We start from the raw sequence: 17,548 nt of genomic DNA, 5'->3' as shown, positions 1-17,548 counted from the left end.
ATCATGGTGGTCAACATCCGTCTCCCTGTTTCTATTCGGCGGGATCCCGGGAGTCTGGCCGTGTGCTCTCGTGCCCGGGGCTTGGGACTCCGCAAACCGCGGGCACGCGCCACCGGTATTGAGCCGGCCTTGCGACCCCTCATCTCGGCGGCACCTCTTGTCCCGTGGATGGCTGGCGCGCTCACCAGCGCAGTCGCCGTAATACTAGGCTCCCAAACTCTCAGGCTCCCAATGGAACGATCGCGGGCTGGGCGATTGCGTCGAACATGCTCGTAGTCCAGTCCTCGCTGGCCTCGCCATTGATCGGCCTGGCCGGTGTCTAGCACCTGAGAAAACCAGGATCGTGGGCTTACGGCGCATGGTTCCGATCCCTGTGTCACGATTGGTGCGACGGCGATGGTGGAGTGCTCGATTCTCGTTCGATCAATTCGTACGGGACGACGATGTGTGACGGGGGTCTCCCGGGTGCGGCGATGCGCATGATCAACACATCGAGCGCCTGGTGGGCGAGCTGGACGATGTCGGGCGCGATGGTTGTGAGCGCCGGCCAGCAATACCGGCCCTCGGGGGTGTTGTCGAAGCCGACTACGGCGACCGAATTCGGAACCGAGATCCCGTGAAGGCGTAGTTGGCGAAGGGCGCCGACGGCAAGAAGGTCGTTCGCGCAGAGGAGCGCATCGAAATCGACTCCGTCCTCAATGAGCCTAAGGGTTTTGGCTTCGCCTTCTTCGGGGATGTACTTTCCCGTTTCGATCACGAGCGAGTCGTCGAGTTCGATTCCCTCCGCGGCGAGTGCGTCTCGATGGCCCTGAAGTCGTAGGTCACCGGTGCCAGCAGTGCTTCTTGGCTGGTAGCCCATGAACGCGATGCGCCGACGGCCTGTTGCCAGAAGGTGCTCGGTTGCCTGCCGCGCAGCCGTGATGTTGTCGATGGCAACGTGATCGAGTCGATCATCTCGCAAATGCTCGCCCAAGGCGACGACAGGCGCGCCCTCACGGAGAGCTTCGATGTCGTCAGGGCTCAGTGAGAGCGGGCTGAATATCGTCCCTTGGACGTTTCGCTCCGAATGGGGGCGTATCGCTCGCTGTTCGCGTTCGATGTTTCCGCCGGTCTCGGTTATCAAGACGGTGAAGTTGAGGGTTTCCGCGTAGGCGATGAGTGCATGGGCGAGGTGGGAGAAGTACGGCGATTCGATATCGGGTACAACAAGAGAGAGCAGCCGGGAGGGTGCGCCTCTCAACTCGCGTCCGGCCGCTGAGGGTCGATACCCCAGCTGCTGGATGGCTGCCTCCACGCGCGCCCGTGTGCCGGCCCGGATGTTCGGATGATTGTTGAGGACGTTGGAGACGGTAGCCCAGGACACGCCGGCGACACGTGCCACATCCTTGACAGTGGGTCGCCGATTTTGGCCTGTGATACTCGGCGTCATGAGCCATCGCTAACTGTTGGGCGCCGTCGCTCAGCGGAGCCCAGGGGACACTCGTGCTGTGTGGCTTCGAAGGTTGTCAGGGTCTTCGTAGGCGGCGACTTCGCGCTGTACCGCCCTGATTGGTGCGACGCTGAGCTTCTCGCTTCGATCAAAGCGATAGATTCCGTTCTGCTCTTGGAAGACATCCGTCAATTGCGTGTAACAGTAACCGAACATCAATGGATTTCGGGCCAGCACTCGAGTTAGGCCAGCGAAGCGTTCGTGAAACTCCGTCTCGCTCGCGACGCGCTGTCCGTAACCCCAGGAGTCTGCTCGGTCAGTTCCGTCTGCGTCTCGATGGTCGGGGTTCCACCAAATACCTCCGTACTCGGAAACGAAGTAGGGCTGCCCACGGTAGGGCACCGAGAAGATACCAGCGTCGGACCGGTTGAGATATGGGCGTCCGTCCGAGAGTCCGGATTGTTCGCGTTCGAAAGCTTCGGGGTCTTGCTCGTAGGAGTGGGAGTCGTAGATATCGGTCGCCTCCACGCGGTGCGCGTATCCGGAGGCATCGATCGTCGGTCTACTTGGATCCGCGAGTTTGGTCGCGAGGAACATCCCGCGCGTGACATCGTCCAGAGTGGTCGTGCGGTCATGGAGAACCTGGTGCGTCTCATTGAGAGGGCACCAGCCGATGATCGATGGATGGTTGTGGTCGCGCTCAAGGACCTCCAGCCATTCGGTCACGAATGAAGTGGTGGGACGTTGATTGTTGCCAAGGACGCCCTGCCCGGATACGCCCCAGTCGCCGAATTCGGCCCAGACGAGATAGCCCATCCTGTCGGCGTGGAAGAAGAATCGCTCCTCGAATACCTTCTGGTGGAGTCGCGCGCCGTTGAATCCTGCGGCCATCGACAATTCGATGTCGCGTTTGAGAGCGTCGTCGGTCGGGGCCGTCATCAGCGTGTCCGGCCAGTATCCCTGGTCCAAGACGAGCCGCTGGAAGACCGGCTCACCGTTCAGCTTCAGCACCTGCCCATCGATCGACACTGATCGCAGTCCGCAGTAGCTCTGAACAGAGTCGATGAGCGTCCCTCCGATCCGACATGACGCGCGCGGAAGTCTTGTTTTTTTGGGGCACTGGCCCGGTCGGTCGCATTTCTTGTGAAGTCGTTGGCTGGCTGAGTTAGCGCAATTTCGTTGCAGTATTCGACCGATTGAGGCCATTGGGAGCCTCTCCGTTGCCCAAAACGGCTGCGATCTGGATACGACAGGGAGTCTGGTTAAAAGCTCAATTGGGGCATCATTCGTGCTTGAGGCTCGCGCACTTCCACGGTCATCGTTGCATGGTCTGCCTCGTGACCCTGAATGGGAGGGCCCCTGTTCGAGCCCCACCGGATTCCGGCGGATTCCTAATCCATATGGTTTCGAGCTGTCTCGTGCGATGGCTTGCCCCGGGCCCGAGGTCACGGTGTGGACTGTGGTCCTTGAACGAAACGAATGGAAGCAGAAATGGTTAAAGTAAGAAATGGTCTCCTGGGCCTGCCGTTGGTCGCGACGCTGGCCCTGGCTGGCCTTTTGATTCCTTCCCCTGCGATGGGAGCGGAACCGGCCGTCCCGGCCGCCGACCCGGTTGCCTGGGCAGCGTGCCCCGAAGATGTTGCGGATCCGCTCAAGCAGCTCCAGTGTGCTTCGATTCCAGTGCCGGTGGACTACACGGACCCGGGCGGCGCGGAGATCCAGATCATGGTGTCGCGCCTGGCCAGTCCGGCGCCGGACGAGCGTCGTGGCATCCTGCTGCTCAACCCGGGCGGCCCGGGCGAATCGGGGCTGACCCAGTCGCTCGATCTCGTGTCGAAGGGTCTGCCAGTCAGCGTGAGCGATGCCTACGATCTGATCGGCGTGGACACTCGCGGGATCGGCCACTCCGCTCCGATCTCCTGCGGTTTTACGATCGACCAGGGCTACGCCGGAGCCATCCCGAAGTACGCTGCCGACCGGGCGGCGGTGGCGGCTCAGGCCGAGGTCGTGAAAGGCATCGCGGAACAGTGCGCAGCGAATGACGTCGACGGGAGCCTGCGCCACGTCTCCACGGCGAACATGGCGCGCGACATGGATCGGATCCGAATCGCGCTCGGCGAGAAGAAGATCAGCTTCTTCGGCGTGTCCTACGGCACGGCTCTTGGCGCCGCCTATGCGTCGATGTTTCCCGACCGCACCGACCGGATCGTGCTGGACAGTGCCATCGGCGATACCCATCTCGATCGAGAGGGTATTCGACGGTACGGGCTGGGGGCGGAAGAGACGTTCCCCGATTTCGCGCGATGGGCGGCGAAGCGCGACGGCACTTATGGGCTCGGATCCACTGCGGCCGAGGTGCGGAAGACCTACTTCAGCCTGGCGCACCGGCTCGATGCGACTCCGATGGACGGGGGACAACTCGACGGTCACCTGTTCCGTCAATTCACCTTCGTGTCCCTGTACAACGAATCCCTCTATGCGGGTGCCGCCCAGTTCTGGGAGTACGTACTCCGCTCCGACGCCGCCGGTGTCACGAGCCAGATGAACCAAATGGACGCCGCGGTGCCCGGTTCAGCCGTCGCGCCCACGCAGCTTTCACCGAGCGACAACACCTTTTCAGTCTTCCTCGCGGTGACCTGTAACGACAAGAAATTCTCCGGGGATGTGTCGGTTTACCAGCGTGCTGTAGCCGAGGATCGCACGCGGTACCCGGTGTTCGGCGCCGCCACCGCCAACATCATGCCGTGCGCGTTTTGGCCCTATGAACAGGTCGAACCGCCGGTCGCGATTGTGGATGACGGTCCCGAGAATATCTTGATAGTGCAGAACAGCCGCGACCCGGCCACACCCCATGCCGGAGGCACCATGCTTCGAGAGAAGTTCGACAAGCGGTCGACGCTGGTGAGCGTCGACCGGACCGGTCACGGCGTGTACATCTATGGCGACAGTTTCTGCGCCGACGGCATCACCACCCGCTTCCTCGTGGGAGGGAAGATGCCGACGAAGGACAAGAAGTGCTGAACTGACGGGCAGTTCCAGGTGACTTTCTCGACAGTCATGCGCGGCAAACGAATTCGGCGTGCCCTCGCCGAAAAGACCTCGCCGAGAGAAAAGGAATCCCATGCCCCTGTACTCTCCTGTCATTCGAGCCGCAGCGGCAGCCACCGTGCTGCCGCTGCTCCTCGGCCTCGGCCGCGCCTGTCGCGCCCGCGTCGGCCGCCCAGGTGGCAACGGACACGAAAGCGGTGACCCATGCCGGCAATGACCGGGTTCCGGAGGGTGCGTCCTCAACGCAGCACTACTTCCCCTCGGTCGACGGGTCGGCCGTGGAGCTGCACTCCGACGTGCTGCTGCCCGAGGGGTTGGCTGCCGGCGAGAAAGTGCCGGTCATCCTCTCGCCCGGAACGTATTTCGGCCACTCGGGAGAGTTGGCCATCGAGGGTCACAGCCAGACATCTGACAACGCCCTACCCGATGTTTTGTCGACGTTCCTTCTCGCCTAAGTGGCTGCCTCCACTTCGACGTCGCCCGCGGAGGCTCCAGCCTCCACCGTGCTCACGGTCGCGAAGGGCGAAGGGCGAAGGGCGAAGGGCAAAGGAGCAGGCTGAATCGGCCTGACTTTCGTTCCTAGTGGGAGCCTTGTCCGGCGGGTGCCGGTTGGGCGGATTCTTTGTCTGCGTAGTATGCGTTCTCGACCTCGGTCGGGGTTCGCATGTCGAGTTCGCCGTGGAGTCGCTGGTTGTTCCACCACCACACGTATTCGAGGGTGGCGAGCTCGACCTGTTCGACTGTGCGCCACGGACCCTGCTGGCGGATCAGCTCCGTCTTGTAGAGGTTGTTGACGGCCTCTGCCATCTCATTGTCATAGCTGTCGCCGACAGTTCCGGTGGAGGGCACCGCGCCGAGTTCGACGATGCGATCGGTTCAGACCATCGCCATATAGTTCGCGAGTTCAACCGGTCGGAGTGACACTTAACCCCGGTGAGGTCTCCGCCTGCGTCCCACGCCGCCATATCGAGAGCCTGCATGGGCAGGATTTCGGCCCGCAGTGTCGCTGCGACGTTCCAGCCGACAATGCGACGCGAGTAGACATCAGTGACGAACGCGACATAGGCAAACCCTGACCACGTTGCGACATAGACCACGTCGCAGACCCAGAGTCGCCGCGGACCGTCGGCGGTGAAGCGGCGGTTGACGAGGTCCTTCGGCCGCTGCAGCGCGGGGCCGGACTTCGTCGTGAACACCTTCTTCGACTTGCGCACCCCGCGAACGCCGGCATCCCGCATGAGTCGCTCGGTCTGATCTCGGCGGATCGCCCAGCCTTGCCGTCGCAGAAGCGTGTGCATCTTCCGTCGCCCATAGACGCCGTAGTTCTCCGCGTGCAACCGCGCAACCTCCGGCACGAGCAAGTCATCGCGCAGCTGACGAGCTGATGGTGTCCTGCTCGTCGCAGCACGATACCCACGCGAGGTCAGGAATCCTCTCACTGCCGGTCGAAGCCCTGGCAGATGAGCTCAACCGGCGAAACGATCCCGGTGTTCGTTGATGAACCGGATCATCTCGTCGAGGGGCGGTCGAGCTCCTTCGCGAAAAAGATGCTCGCAGCCCTGTGGATCTCGTTCGCTCTCCGCAACTCCGAGACCTCCTTCCGCAGGCGCTTTATCTCCGCGGCCCCTTCGGTCGTGACGCCATGTTTCACGCCGGCGTCGACCTCGTAACGGCGGTGCCACAACCGCAGCGTCTCTGGACTCATCCCGAGCAGCCCAGCGACAGGGCGGATCGCGGCCGTCGGATACTCCGGTCTGGCCTCCGCGAGCATCCTGAGAGCCAGCTCACCTATCTCCGGCGAATATCTTCTGTTCACCGTGTTCCATCCTTACTAGAAGAACGGAACCGAAGTCAGGCCGATTCATTCATAACTAGCGACTCGCGCACCGGGAAGCGTGTCGGCCTGAACCGTCCCGGGTTTCATGCCGCCGGTATGTTGGCGGCGTCACCTTTTGATGGATGGGTCACCTGACCGTGCAGCAGACCCTTCCTCATGTCTCGGCTAATGTTTGTGCGAAGGTAGCTGCATGAGATCAGGAGGCCGAGTTCACGGTGGCTGGCTCGTCGCCGCCTTAGTCGCCGCATTGTTCAGTGTGCTGATCGCTGTCGGGTTCCAGACAGGTTCGTGCCAAGATTCACTAAATCCCGCCGCGAGCAGCTGTGTGCAAGGTCCTGAGCCCTTCGCTATCCTTCTTGGCCTAGCTGGAGCCGTGTTCGTCATCTTTGCGATGTTCCGTGCATTCCGTCGACAGTGACGGGGTTGCCCGTTAGCGGGACGTCGACCGCGTCACGTTTCGAGTGAATGGACCCGCGGCCGAGCGAGCCGGTGCCGTGTGTCACTCGGGAATGTCTTGACCTCAAAACAACAGCCCAGAAGCGGGTCGGACAACGTTGCGGTTCTTGAGCACTTGGGCAGCGGTGATCACGCTGCTTTCATGACTGAATTACTGATTGGGTACGCCCGCGTATCCACAAACGAACAAGACCTGACCGCTCAACAGAACGCACTCGAAAGGCTCGGCGTTCGGCCCGCCCTGATCGACACCGATCATGGGCTCACCGGCACCAACCGGGCCCGGCCGGATTGCGCGAAGGCCTCGCCGCGTGCCGTAGCGGTGACACCCTCGTTGTCGTGAAACTCGACCGGCTGGCACGGTCCCTTCGCGATGCAAAGGACATCATCGACGAACTCACCGCCAAGGACGTGAAACTCAGCATCGGCGGATCGATCTACGACCCCAACGATCCCGTCGGACGGCTCCTGTTCAATGTCCTCGCCATGGTTGCCGAATTCGAATCAGACTTGATCCGCGCCCGAACCCGGGAAGGCATGCAGGTTGCGAAAGCAAAAGGCAGACTGCGAGGAAAGCAACCCAAACTCTCCGCCGCACAGCAACGACACTTGATGGAGATCGCGAAAGCAGGAACTCACTCGGCCGCGGAAATGGCTGAACTCTTCAGCGTTGCCCGCTCAACCGTTTACCGGACCATCGATCGACAACTGGCAGCAAAACGCGAAGAGGAAACACGGACGTTCCCGTTGCACGGCATCTGTGTCGACAACGGGAACCTTCTGCGAAGCGTCATACGCAAACACTAAGTCGCCGGACGGGCCGGCGGATGGCCTACCTGCGGCGGAGGTGCTGCCAACGCGGGATTACAGCTGTTTCGAATTTTCTCCGCATATTTGTGCGGGAGTATTAGAGTGCAAACGTGAAGAATTATCCGAAGAGCAGGCTCATCCGAGGCATCGTCGTGAACGCAATCCTGCTCGTCGGAGGGCTAATCCTCGTGTTCTGGGAACCCCACAACCCTCCGTTCACAGGCGGCGGCATCGGCCTGGTGATTGGAGCCACCCGGAACGGAACCGCGATCTACTACAAGGTCAAGATGAGTCGATTGGCAGCCGCTAACCCGCCGCTTCCCGAAACGGCCAAGGAGTTTGCAGTCGCAGTTTCGCTGGATAGCAAGCGATAAACGACGCTATGTCCAGATCACGCGGATATCCCGTGATGGGAACGGTAATCGCGACACCGTCGGTCGCTTAATAGTGTCCTCTGATCTCGGGGCCCACGAGTGATATCAAACAAATAGTGTTCACGCATGAAGACAGTTCATTCTCGGATCTGGGTCCGGCGGGCATACACGATGCTCGCCGTTATGGCCGCTGTCCTGATCGCTGCCAGTGCCACTCTGCGCGAAACGATCCATGAACCTCGGGCGGAGATCCTTGCAAACATATTGCAGGCTGCGCCGATCATCAGCGGTGGACTGGGGTCATCGGCCATTCAGAAGCGTCGCCGCCTGATCCCGCCCACCGGACCGTGATGCGAATTCGAAGCGAGACTCGCACGACAGAACGCCACAGTCAGGGGTTCGTGTTGGCGAGAGCTCCCTAAGGGGAAACCCCAGTGATATAACAGCCGCAAGCCGATCGCCTGTCCGACAGTTTTATGCCGGGGCTTACTCTCTCCGGATCTCTCGCAGAATGAGCACTTTCTTCTAGATTGCGACCACAAGATCCTTTAGCGCTGATGATGATCTCGAAGCACATCTGCTGCAGTCGTCCAGCTGCGCTTCCCATACCGAACATTGTCGACGTGGTTGAGCGCATGTCAATCTGGGCCTACATTGGCCCGCTAGGGCGGACTCTCAACTTCTTGTTACAACGGACCGGGGAGCTGATTCATCGCTACTTGTTTGTAGTTACCCCGGAAGCTGCGAAACAGCGTCAGGATCGACTTCCAACCACTTTTGAGCCTCACGGAGTGTCATGACCACCCCGTTCCTCGGCATGGGGACATTGCTCTCTATCAGCACGGAATCCGGGCCGTAGCTGGCAGCATCGAACACGTTGACCCCGAGATCTTGACAGTAGCGCTCGAGCATCTCCGAGGTGAACTGAACCGCGCCCGTCGCGCCGCGTAGGACTCAACCTGCTCGAACAGCTGCTCCGTCCCAGTGGCGCTGAAAACCCATCGACTGCCATCAAAAGCGACCGAGACCGTTCGCACGTAGTTCAAGAATTGGGTCTTAATGGGTCCGAATAGCGTGAACTGAACCGCGCCCGTCCGGCCCTTCTGAACTCCTGCTAGGCCGATGGTGTGGGGAATACTCTCAACGGCCAGCCCCTGGCACTTGAGCTTTCGGCTGAGCACACCAATAGCGCTGATTGCTTCTGTCCCCTGCAAAGAATTGTCGAAATACGCGGTCCACGTTCCGTGTCCAACCAACAGCTCCCGAGGCCGTGCGCCCAAAGTAAGTCGCTCAAGACCGTGCAAAGCCTCCGGAAAACCGCAAGCGACCGGCCCGGAGGTGACATTCGAGTACAACGATTGACGCCATCCACTCAACGCAGCTGCCGCCTCGGACAGCGGGACCTGGAGGAAGCCCACCGAAGAGGTAATCGGCGCATAGAGATCGTTCAGCAATGTCTTCACAAGAACCCTAATTGACCTTAAGGAGGTCGACCATACCCGCCGGATCATTTGCAAGAAGCCGGTCCCTGAGACCGACACCTCGCCCGGAAACGCTTGTGTCGAACTCCTCGTAGTGGCGCACACCATTCAGCGTGTACTGGAGATCCGGTCGGTTCACTCCCACCCGGACTCCATTGATATCGATCTGCTGCTGATCAACCCGCATGTCGAGGGCACCGCCACCCATGAGCGAGCCTCCTTGGACTCACTGCGCGCCCGCCACTCGTGCCAGGACCTCGTTAATCTCAGAGCGCAACGCCCGCGCGTCCGAGGATTCGAACCCGAGTCGTGTTGAGAACTCCCACTCATCCACCGCCTCGAGCGCTTCCCCGATTGCACTCGCGAGTAGTCGGAGCTCATCGAGGGTCACAGTGACAGCAAGTTCGTCTTCCGAGTCAATCAGCCTCATGGCACCAACCTTAGTGAAGGGTGTTCAAGAAGTAGTCGTAGCCATCCCTCGGCCGGAATGCGGTGCCGCCGTCGACCGCCCCAGGGTTACGAATCACGACCGTTCCGTTCTTCCAATAGCCGGTCCTGCCACCGGAGAGCGTGCGCATCTCGCCGTTCGTCACCACGTCCTCGATCACCCCCGCGAACTGGCTTCGATTCGCGACGCCAGGGAACTCCCCGAGTTCAACCACATGCTTGTCGAACGCATGCCCACCCGCGATCTCCTCGCCAGTCAACTGTGCCCGCAGGCGAACACCATTGACGACGTTCTCGGCGCCCGCTCCGGTGTTTGCGGCTGCTGTGCCGCACTTTGGGGGCAAGATGCCCTTCGCGAAGGGGGCGGCAGTGAGTCCAATACCGAGGAGACCCTGCCCGAAAGCTTGTCCAGAGTCTTGAACATTGGTTGCGCTCAGTGAGGTGGCGTCAATCGTTTTCTGGCATTGCTGAGTGGCCAGCCGAAGCTGGAGCTGAACGAGGAGCACCCCGATGCTGACAGAAAAGATCCCGCTTCGGGCGAGTGAGTGAAGCCGAGCAAAAGGCCGCCTTGAAAGCGACCGTAAGAGGGACCGCGAATGGGACACTGTTCACGTGATTACCGAACATGCACTGCTGCCCGTGATGCCCGGCAGGGAAGACGAGTTCGAGATCGCTTTTACCGAAGCACGGGCGATAATCACCTCAATGCCTGGGTGCCGGGGACTGTCGCTCTCGCGTTCGATCGAATCGCCAAGCACATACCTGTTGCTCGTCGAGTGGGAGCAGTTAGAAGACCACACGATCGGATTCAGGCAATCGGAGCAATACCAGGCGTGGCGTGTTCTCTTGCACCATTTCTATGAGCCATTCCCCTTGGTCGAGCACTACCGATCCGTCCCGTAACCGGAACGTCATATGGGGCGACTTTGTGCCCTTGTCCTGATTGCAGTACCGGTCGCCGAGTTGTTTCTCTCGCGATAGAGGGGCCCTCCTTCCCTCGGATCCCGTGGGCTTCTACAGTGAAGAGATGAATACTCGGTTTGTTACCTGTTTCACAGCTCTGGCCGCTGCCGCTGTCCTTCTCGCCGGATGCTGCAGCACGGCCGACGGTGGCGCTGGTTCGTCAGCAAAGCCACTACAACTGCGTCTCGTGATCTCCTCAGCCGAGGGTATGTGCAGCGCGCCGGCTCTGACCTCGGACGGCCCGTCCAGCGCGTGCGACCGCGCGGGCATCACTACCTACGAGTTAGGGAAGTCGCTGGGTACGCTCACACCAACCTCCGTCACGCTCTCCAAGGATCAGGGGTCCGCACACTCAGTCATTCTTGAGCTCAACCAAGCGGATACCAGCACACTCGGCAATGTGTCTGGCGACGCCATCGACAAGAACCTGGCGATCGTCCTCGATGGCCGAGTACTTTCCGCGCCTCTCGTCAAGGTTCCCATCACGACTAGTCCGCTTACTCTTGCATTCGGGTCCGCATCCGAGGCCAAGCAGACCGCCGCAGACCTGACTGCGTCCGCAACACCTTGACCCCAACAAGTTCGCACGTCGGTGAAGTCCCCGCAAGCGGAACCCGATGAGTGGATCCAAATGAAACTCGCGTTCGCGGTGGCTTTCGCTGCGCTGGTCTGCGTCGGCGTCTCGTCATGCTCCCAGTCGACAAACTCAGTCACTCCGTTGAGCGATAGTGAGAAACTCCAAATGCTGCGACAGCAATCAGATGACTCTTGGACAGCGATTCACTACCAGTACCCTGACGCCGATGTTCCTTCTACTGGTCCGCCTGTGCTCCTCACCGGTCAGCGGTGGATGGCTGCTTTCAAGGACTGTCTCCACCGCCGAGGGGTAACCGGCGTGCAAGTGTCTTCTGAATCGGGCACCATCGTCACTGAAGCAGAAACCGAAGGAATCGCCGTTGGACTCTTCGCCTGCGATCGCGAATTGCCCAACCCGATTGAGGCAAATTTCTTGTTCAGCCATTCTGAGATTCTGGCGATGTACAACTACGACATCGGGTTCCTTCAAGCCTGCTTGGCGGCATCCGGATTCCGTATCGCCCCTTCTCCGACTATGAAAGCATTCGAGTCGAATTTTTACACGGAAGGGTGGAATCCCTACTACGGGTCTGTCGATACGCAGAAGGCCCTGGCGGATCGTAAGTTGCTCTTGAGATGCCCGCCCTATCCCGCCTGGACAAAAATCTCAGTTCCTACGCCGACGCGATAAAGGTCGGGTCAGCTGGGTCTGCTGCAGGGTTAGGTGACATCTGAGTTGGCTTGCCCGGAAGCCTGCCGTCAGCGCCCGCAAGCGGGACCTCTTGCGCGGCAAATCCGTGCGGCGATCTACGAACTCGGGGCCCATCAGTTGGGAACGGCTATGGCGCTGGCTCGAAATCGGTGTACACAGTTTCCGCTCGCCGCCTTCGTTCTTGCACGATTACTCCCGGCGCGTTGACCTCACCTTCGCCGAGGATCCGTTCGGCATGTTGCCGGTTCATATCGTCGCTGTCTTGGGCGATGATCTCTAACGCTTCGCGCGGGGCATCGACTCGACTGAGCACCGCCCAACGCACCTCGGCAGAACGATCCCGTGCAAGACGAACGAGCTGTTCATCGGTGGGGTACCTCAACCCTGTGACGGCGGACAGCGATCGCGTAGTCCATGCGCGATCGGTGACTAGGCGTTCCATCTGTTCGAGAGAGATCCGCGGGTTGCTAGCGCACCAACCACGAACTCGTGCATCGTCATCGTGAAGCAGCCGGTCGAATACGTCCGCGTATGGTGTGTGTCCCGCCAGGGCCGATCGCACATCTCGAAAGCTATCGCCGGCCAGCAGTCGCTGATCGGCGTAAGCGATGCAATGCGGATCACTCTCAAGGACCCAGACGAACAGTGCTCGCACCGACTTATCGTCATGATGAACGAGGGCGGAATGCATTTCGCGCCGACTACGTCCAGTTATTGCCGCTTCCATCCGGACCTCTGGAACCTGATCATCCAAGAGTCTTCTCAGGGTGCGATTGTCGGCCGCTTGATTGCTCGCGACAGCATGTCGCACTCGGATGGACTTGTGCGAAGCAAGCTCCCAAACGCGAGCCGAGTCGGATTCCGGATCCTCGGCCTGCGCCTCCGCGAGCTGCAAGGCAGTCATCATCCTGGCCATGTCCACAAGTATCCAGCAACTGATCCCCACTCGGGATCTTGAACGATCCCGAAAAGCACGAACGCTGCTCCCATTCCTCGGAGCCATCGGATTTGGTGCAACTGCGCCACCAGGGAGAGGTGCCCGTAAGTCGGACGTCGAACGCGACGAATCTCGAGTCAACAAGATCGACATCAGTCCCGTCCGTCATCTGAGACCCAATGCCTGAAGGGCTTCCGGGTATTCGGCGGAGACGTTGATGTCGCCTGCCTCAATCGCCTTTTGCAGCGGCCCTGACAACTCGGTCCGGTTCGCGCCGCCACGGACATACAAGTCGAAGCGGATCTTCAGACCAACGAGCTATCGAAGATATCGTCCAGGTTCTTGTTGACGCGACAGGATGACGCAATCACCAGGTGCCGTGCCCCTGCTGACAGAAGGAGAAATACCTGATTCGGCGCCACGACGGCGCCAAACTCTGCGCCTACGCGTTGTATGTCATCAGGTGTCACTTCGACCAGCTCCAACCCCCGCAACATCCGCGGGCAGGCGACATATTCAACGCCGGAGAACACGAGGTCAATGTTCGTTTCGGCATCCGGTCCCTTCGGGCTGCGGACCAGCAGAGAACCGTGGCTCACCTGTGACGGCGCTCACTGAAATTCCCCAGTTCTGCTCACCGAAATTCCCCACCCCGGGTCGCTTCCGCACATAGAAGCGGGCCTCCCTCGATGCTGATGGTCTTCGACCACACACCAGCTCGAGAAAGGCCCTGCTCCTATGCTTTCAGAGGAGGGCGACGTGGACATCCACGCGCTCAAACGACAAGGGATGACGATCAGTGAGATTGCCCGCCGCACCGACCACGACCGCAAAACCATCCGGGCTTATCTGGCCCGACAGACCGCTCCGGGGCAACGCAAACGTGCCACTCCGGACTTGTTCGACAAGTTCATCGCCTATGTTGCGGCGAGGCTTACCGAAGATCCGCACCTTTGGGCGGTGACACTGCTCGACGAGTTACGACCGCTGGGCTTTACCGGCTCCTACCCGACGCTGACTCGCCAGGTTCGGGATCGCGGGTTGCGGCCTACATGCACGGCCTGCGCGCATGTGACGAAACGACCGAACGCGATCATCGAGCACCCGCCCGGGGAAGAGACCCAGTTCGACTGGGTCGAGTTGCCCGACGCGCCGACTGGGTGGGTGTTTCCCACGAAACGCGCCTACGTCCTCGTGGGGTCGCTGGCGCACTCCGGTGTTTGGCGGGCGGTGATCTCACCATCGATGGACCAGCCGCACCTGCTGGCCGCGATGACGGTGCTGCTGGGCCTGCTGGGCGGTGTGACGAAGACCTGGCGGTTCGACCGGATGAGCACGGTCCTGAAGGCCGGGACGAGTGATCTAACGCCGATGTTTGCCGCGTTCTCCAAACATCATGCCGTCAGCGTGGTCGCATGCCGGCCCCGCTCCGGGAACCGGAAAGGGGTGGTGGAGAAGAACAACCACACCGCGGCGCAGCGGTGGTGGCGAAACTTGGCCGATGAGCTCACACCCGAGCAGGCGCAGCACAGCCTCACCACTTTCGCCTCCCGCCAGGACGGGCGGCGCCGCGAGGGCCGGGATGGGTCCACGACCGCGGCGGTCATGTTCGCCGCGGAACGCCTCGCCCCGCTGCCCCCGACGTTGTTCCCCGTCGTCGTGACGGAAGAGCGCACTGCGACCCGGCAGGCGCTGATCGACTGGCGTGGCAACCGGTACTCGGTCCCGCCCGAGCTGGCCGCGACGAAGGTTGTCGTCTATCAACGGCTCGGCGCGAACACCATCGATATCGCCACAGTCTCTGGTGTGGTCCTCGCCCGCCACCAAGTTGCTGAGCCGGGGCTCGGGGTGACGATCCGCGACAGCGGACACGTCACCGCACTCGAAGCGATCGCCTTGGCGTCGGCGCCTCCCGGGCGCCCGCACCGGAAGAAGGAACGCATCCCACCGGGGACCGGCGCCCGCGCCGCCGCCGCTGAACTTGCCGGCACCCCAGCCCCCACCACAACCGTGATCAACCTGGCCGCCTACGAGCAGGCCGCGAAGAACAGGAACACACTCCAATGACAACACCGACGAGACCCCAGACCGCCTCGACCACGATGACCACCGCGACGTCGGCGAGTATCTATCAGCAGCTGAAGGGCCACCTGGCCGAACTGAAGCTTGCCGACGCAGCCGAGGCGTTGCCGCGCGTCCTCGACCAGGCGCAGGCCGAGGGCTGGTCGCTGACCCAGACGCTCGAGCACCTGCTCGCCGTCGAGGTCACCGCCACCGACGCCCGCCGCCTGGCTGGCCGGTTCCGGTTCGCCAACCTCCCCACCGGCGCCACCCTCGACGACTTCGACCTCGACGCCGCCTCCGGCATCGACCGGTCCCTGCTCGCCGAGCTCGGCACCTGCCGGTTTCTGGACACCGCGACGAACGTGCTCCTCATCGGCCCGCCCGGCGTCGGGAAAACACACCTCGCCACCGGCCTCGGACACGCAGCAGTGCAGGCCGGCTACCGCACCTACTTCACCTCCGCCGCCGACCTCGCCGCCCGCTGCCATAGGGCTGCGATCGAGGGCAAGTGGGGCACGATGATGCGCTTCTTCGCCGGTCCCACCCTCCTCGTCATCGACGAACTGGGCTACCTTCCGCTGCCAGCCGAGGCAGCGTCAGCCCTGTTCCAGGTCATCAACCAGCGCTACCTGAAAACGTCGATCGTGATCACCACGAACCGGCCCGTCGGAGCCTGGGGCGAGATCCTCGGCGACACCACCGTCGCCGCCGCGATGCTCGACCGAATCCTCCACCGCTCCGTCGTCATCACCCTCGACGGAGCCTCCTACCGGCTCCGCAACCACACCGCAGCATCCGACGAACTACGCCGCATCACCACCGGCACAAACCTGCGCTAACCTAACCCCGCGACCTGGGGAGTTTCAACGATCAAGACTGGGGAAATTCGCTGAGCGCCGTCACCTGATACTCCCAGAGTTGGAACCGGCGATCAGGATAGGTTGCGCTCATTCGAAAGGACTCCTATTCGTGCGCGGCAAGCGCCACTTCACCCTCGTGCATCACATAGTCCATCCTCACGCACTGGGCGTCCGCATGCCGGACGTTGATCGCGACAGATCCACCTAACGCTCCCCAAAGCCGGGGCAGTGTCGCTGGCGCCGATCGATAGTCAGCGGCACGCAACTATCGCCGATCAGCGGCACGCAACTATCGCCGTGTCCGTAAGACCCGCCCGCAATTAAGTCGCAAAAGGGTAGGTCAACCGCGACACGCTAGTCATCTCTTTGCCCTTTCCCCAGGACCGCTGGCTGTTGGCGATTCGCACCCATAGAGTTCAGCTGGAACTTTTTCAAGCTAAGCCTGGAATCACCAATCCGTCCTTCGGAAAGTGGCCAATCATTCCCGGGCTATATGGATTTGCGGAACCACCCACAGAGGTAAAATTCAGAAGGCCCGGAATCCTCGAGATTCCGGGCCTTCTGCGTTGGCGGGCCCTTCTTGTTGGCGGGCCTTCACCAGGGCTACGACAGAATGTCGCGGAAACGGGCGGACAGGTCACCTGTCCCGCAGAGTGTTCGGCCGCGGGCTGAGCTTCGGGCCCGGTGTTGCATGGAGCCGCTCCGGTTTCGAGGGGGCGCGCACGACGACAGCGTGAAAGCTCGACCTCAGTTGAGGTGATCCCCGTTCACGGTCAGGTCGGCAGTCGAGTCGATCTCCAGCGCTTCGATGGTGCTGCTGCCGACCAGCTCATCGATGAGTGCACGGCTGCCGGCCACGATCGTCGAGTCGAAGTCGACCTCGGTCGCGGATGCCCAGGCGAGGTCGTCCGGCCAGATGATGCTGGGGCCCTCCGCATCCCACGCGTGCCGCACCCAGGGGGCTGACTCCGGCCAAGCGGCAGCGGCGAGCTCGCTGACGCCGGCATCGAACATCAGGTGCCTGCGCCACGGTGTTTCGAAAAAGGTACCCTCCTCGGCGCCGCCCGGCCGGAACATGCCGCCCCAGCCCTCCCACACGGCGATGATTCCTGCGTGGGGTGTGGCGGTGTGTCCCTCGAGATGCCGGGCGAGCGCGGTCACGGATGCGGCATCCAGGCGTCCCTGCCGAGGTTCGTTATATCGCCAGTCGTTCGCATCGAGGAAGTGATTGTTGCCATCAAGATCGCCCGCCCGCAGCCGGTCGAACTGAGCCAGGGGATGCATGGTGGTGCCGAAGGCCGTCGCGACTGTCGCCCAGCTCACCCGCTCCCGTTCGATCTCCCCCGGGTGAGTATCACCCGGCAGCCATCCGCGCCAAGTCTCCGGGGCCGCGAGGCGGTCGCGCTCAGCGGGGTGGAAGACGCGTGCGTAGGCATCGAAACCGCTCGGAATGACGAAGTGGATGCTTTCCCAGCGTTCGATGAGGCGCTCTCGATACCAGCGCCCGCGCTCCACCTCACCCGTCCACCGCATATCGACACGCTACTGCGCGAG

Annotated in this window: 16 protein-coding genes and 3 pseudogenes; 10 read left to right on the top strand and 9 right to left on the bottom strand. The window is 61.6% G+C overall.

Annotated features, from left to right (window positions below; translation table 11 throughout):
• Positions 1 to 376 precede the first annotated feature (376 nt).
• Together ACVXZ4_RS13000 and ACVXZ4_RS12995 are read right to left on the bottom strand one after the other, a co-directional pair.
• Entirely contained in the window at positions 377 to 1,381 is a 1,005-nt protein-coding gene (locus tag ACVXZ4_RS13000; RefSeq protein WP_461795253.1) for a LacI family DNA-binding transcriptional regulator, read from the bottom strand.
• A gap of 78 nt (positions 1,382 to 1,459) precedes the next feature.
• A pseudogene (locus ACVXZ4_RS12995) lies at positions 1,460 to 2,503 on the bottom strand (glycoside hydrolase family 2 TIM barrel-domain containing protein); the annotation flags it as partial.
• Positions 2,504 to 2,908: 405 nt separating this feature from the next.
• Between ACVXZ4_RS12995 and ACVXZ4_RS12990 the strand changes: the two are divergent.
• Together ACVXZ4_RS12990 and ACVXZ4_RS12985 are read left to right on the top strand one after the other, a co-directional pair.
• Positions 2,909 to 4,450, top strand: coding sequence for an alpha/beta hydrolase (locus ACVXZ4_RS12990; protein WP_461795252.1), 1,542 nt, complete (start codon positions 2,909 to 2,911; stop codon positions 4,448 to 4,450).
• A gap of 203 nt (positions 4,451 to 4,653) precedes the next feature.
• A complete protein-coding gene (locus ACVXZ4_RS12985) occupies positions 4,654 to 4,932 on the top strand; it encodes a hypothetical protein (protein WP_461795251.1) in 279 nt (92 codons plus the stop codon).
• A 124-nt stretch (positions 4,933 to 5,056) separates the two neighbouring features.
• Here ACVXZ4_RS12985 and ACVXZ4_RS12980 read toward each other — a convergent pair.
• Positions 5,057 to 6,248: pseudogene (locus ACVXZ4_RS12980) on the bottom strand (IS3 family transposase).
• 664 nt (positions 6,249 to 6,912) lie between these two features.
• Here ACVXZ4_RS12980 and ACVXZ4_RS12975 point away from each other — a divergent pair.
• The 3 genes and pseudogenes from ACVXZ4_RS12975 (at position 6,913) to ACVXZ4_RS12965 (ending at position 8,305) form a co-directional block, all read left to right on the top strand.
• Positions 6,913 to 7,577: pseudogene (locus ACVXZ4_RS12975) on the top strand (recombinase family protein).
• Between the two features lie 113 nt (positions 7,578 to 7,690).
• Positions 7,691 to 7,954, top strand: coding sequence for a hypothetical protein (locus ACVXZ4_RS12970; RefSeq protein WP_461795250.1), 264 nt, complete (start codon positions 7,691 to 7,693; stop codon positions 7,952 to 7,954).
• A gap of 126 nt (positions 7,955 to 8,080) precedes the next feature.
• Positions 8,081 to 8,305, top strand: coding sequence for a hypothetical protein (locus ACVXZ4_RS12965; RefSeq protein WP_354576877.1), 225 nt, complete (start codon positions 8,081 to 8,083; stop codon positions 8,303 to 8,305).
• Between the two features lie 1,119 nt (positions 8,306 to 9,424).
• Here the strand turns inward: ACVXZ4_RS12965 and ACVXZ4_RS12960 are convergent.
• From ACVXZ4_RS12960 to ACVXZ4_RS12950, 3 genes are read right to left on the bottom strand one after another with little or no spacing between them, the layout of a single operon-like run.
• Entirely contained in the window at positions 9,425 to 9,643 is a 219-nt protein-coding gene (locus ACVXZ4_RS12960) for a hypothetical protein (RefSeq protein ID WP_461795249.1), read from the bottom strand.
• Positions 9,644 to 9,661: 18 nt separating this feature from the next.
• Positions 9,662 to 9,865: a hypothetical protein gene (locus tag ACVXZ4_RS12955; RefSeq protein WP_461795248.1), complete on the bottom strand. Its 204-nt coding sequence runs from the start codon at positions 9,863 to 9,865 to the stop codon at positions 9,662 to 9,664.
• Between the two features lie 10 nt (positions 9,866 to 9,875).
• Positions 9,876 to 10,388, bottom strand: coding sequence for a hypothetical protein (locus tag ACVXZ4_RS12950; RefSeq protein WP_461795247.1), 513 nt, complete (start codon positions 10,386 to 10,388; stop codon positions 9,876 to 9,878).
• A gap of 106 nt (positions 10,389 to 10,494) precedes the next feature.
• On the opposite strand from ACVXZ4_RS12950, the gene ACVXZ4_RS12945 reads away from it, so the two are divergent.
• From ACVXZ4_RS12945 to ACVXZ4_RS12935, 3 genes are all read left to right on the top strand, one after another.
• Positions 10,495 to 10,785, top strand: coding sequence for an antibiotic biosynthesis monooxygenase family protein (locus ACVXZ4_RS12945; protein ID WP_461795246.1), 291 nt, complete (start codon positions 10,495 to 10,497; stop codon positions 10,783 to 10,785).
• A gap of 124 nt (positions 10,786 to 10,909) precedes the next feature.
• Complete coding sequence (locus ACVXZ4_RS12940; RefSeq protein ID WP_461795245.1) at positions 10,910 to 11,416, top strand: SecDF P1 head subdomain-containing protein; 507 nt, start codon at positions 10,910 to 10,912, stop codon at positions 11,414 to 11,416.
• A 60-nt stretch (positions 11,417 to 11,476) separates the two neighbouring features.
• On the top strand, positions 11,477 to 12,112 hold the full coding sequence (locus ACVXZ4_RS12935) for a hypothetical protein (protein WP_461795244.1): 636 nt from the start codon (positions 11,477 to 11,479) through the stop codon (positions 12,110 to 12,112).
• 148 nt (positions 12,113 to 12,260) lie between these two features.
• Here the strand turns inward: ACVXZ4_RS12935 and ACVXZ4_RS12930 are convergent, their stop codons facing one another.
• Both ACVXZ4_RS12930 and ACVXZ4_RS12925 read right to left on the bottom strand, forming a co-directional pair.
• The gene (locus ACVXZ4_RS12930) at positions 12,261 to 13,049 is read right to left on the bottom strand and encodes a hypothetical protein (RefSeq protein WP_461795243.1); all 789 of its coding nucleotides are present in this window, start codon (positions 13,047 to 13,049) and stop codon (positions 12,261 to 12,263) included.
• 326 nt (positions 13,050 to 13,375) lie between these two features.
• Positions 13,376 to 13,669 carry a hypothetical protein gene (locus tag ACVXZ4_RS12925; RefSeq protein WP_461795242.1) on the bottom strand — a complete coding sequence of 98 codons (294 nt, stop codon included), beginning with the start codon at positions 13,667 to 13,669 and terminating at the stop codon, positions 13,376 to 13,378.
• Between the two features lie 160 nt (positions 13,670 to 13,829).
• Between ACVXZ4_RS12925 and istA the strand changes: the two genes are divergently transcribed.
• Positions 13,830 to 15,137, top strand: a complete 1,308-nt coding sequence (istA, locus tag ACVXZ4_RS12920; RefSeq protein ID WP_461795241.1) for an IS21 family transposase — start codon at positions 13,830 to 13,832, stop codon at positions 15,135 to 15,137.
• On the top strand, positions 15,134 to 15,973 hold the full coding sequence (istB, locus tag ACVXZ4_RS12915; protein ID WP_461795240.1) for an IS21-like element helper ATPase IstB: 840 nt from the start codon (positions 15,134 to 15,136) through the stop codon (positions 15,971 to 15,973). Before istA ends, istB begins: the two co-directional genes overlap by 4 nt.
• Positions 15,974 to 16,741: 768 nt before the next feature.
• Here istB and ACVXZ4_RS12910 read toward each other — a convergent pair.
• The gene (locus ACVXZ4_RS12910) at positions 16,742 to 17,527 is read right to left on the bottom strand and encodes a hypothetical protein (RefSeq protein WP_461795239.1); all 786 of its coding nucleotides are present in this window, start codon (positions 17,525 to 17,527) and stop codon (positions 16,742 to 16,744) included.
• Between the last annotated feature and the right edge of the window lie 21 nt (positions 17,528 to 17,548).

This window comes from Lacisediminihabitans sp. FW035, from assembly GCF_054880895.1.
Note: the sequence above shows the minus strand (reverse complement) of the source record. Positions and strands in the feature narration are given on the sequence as shown.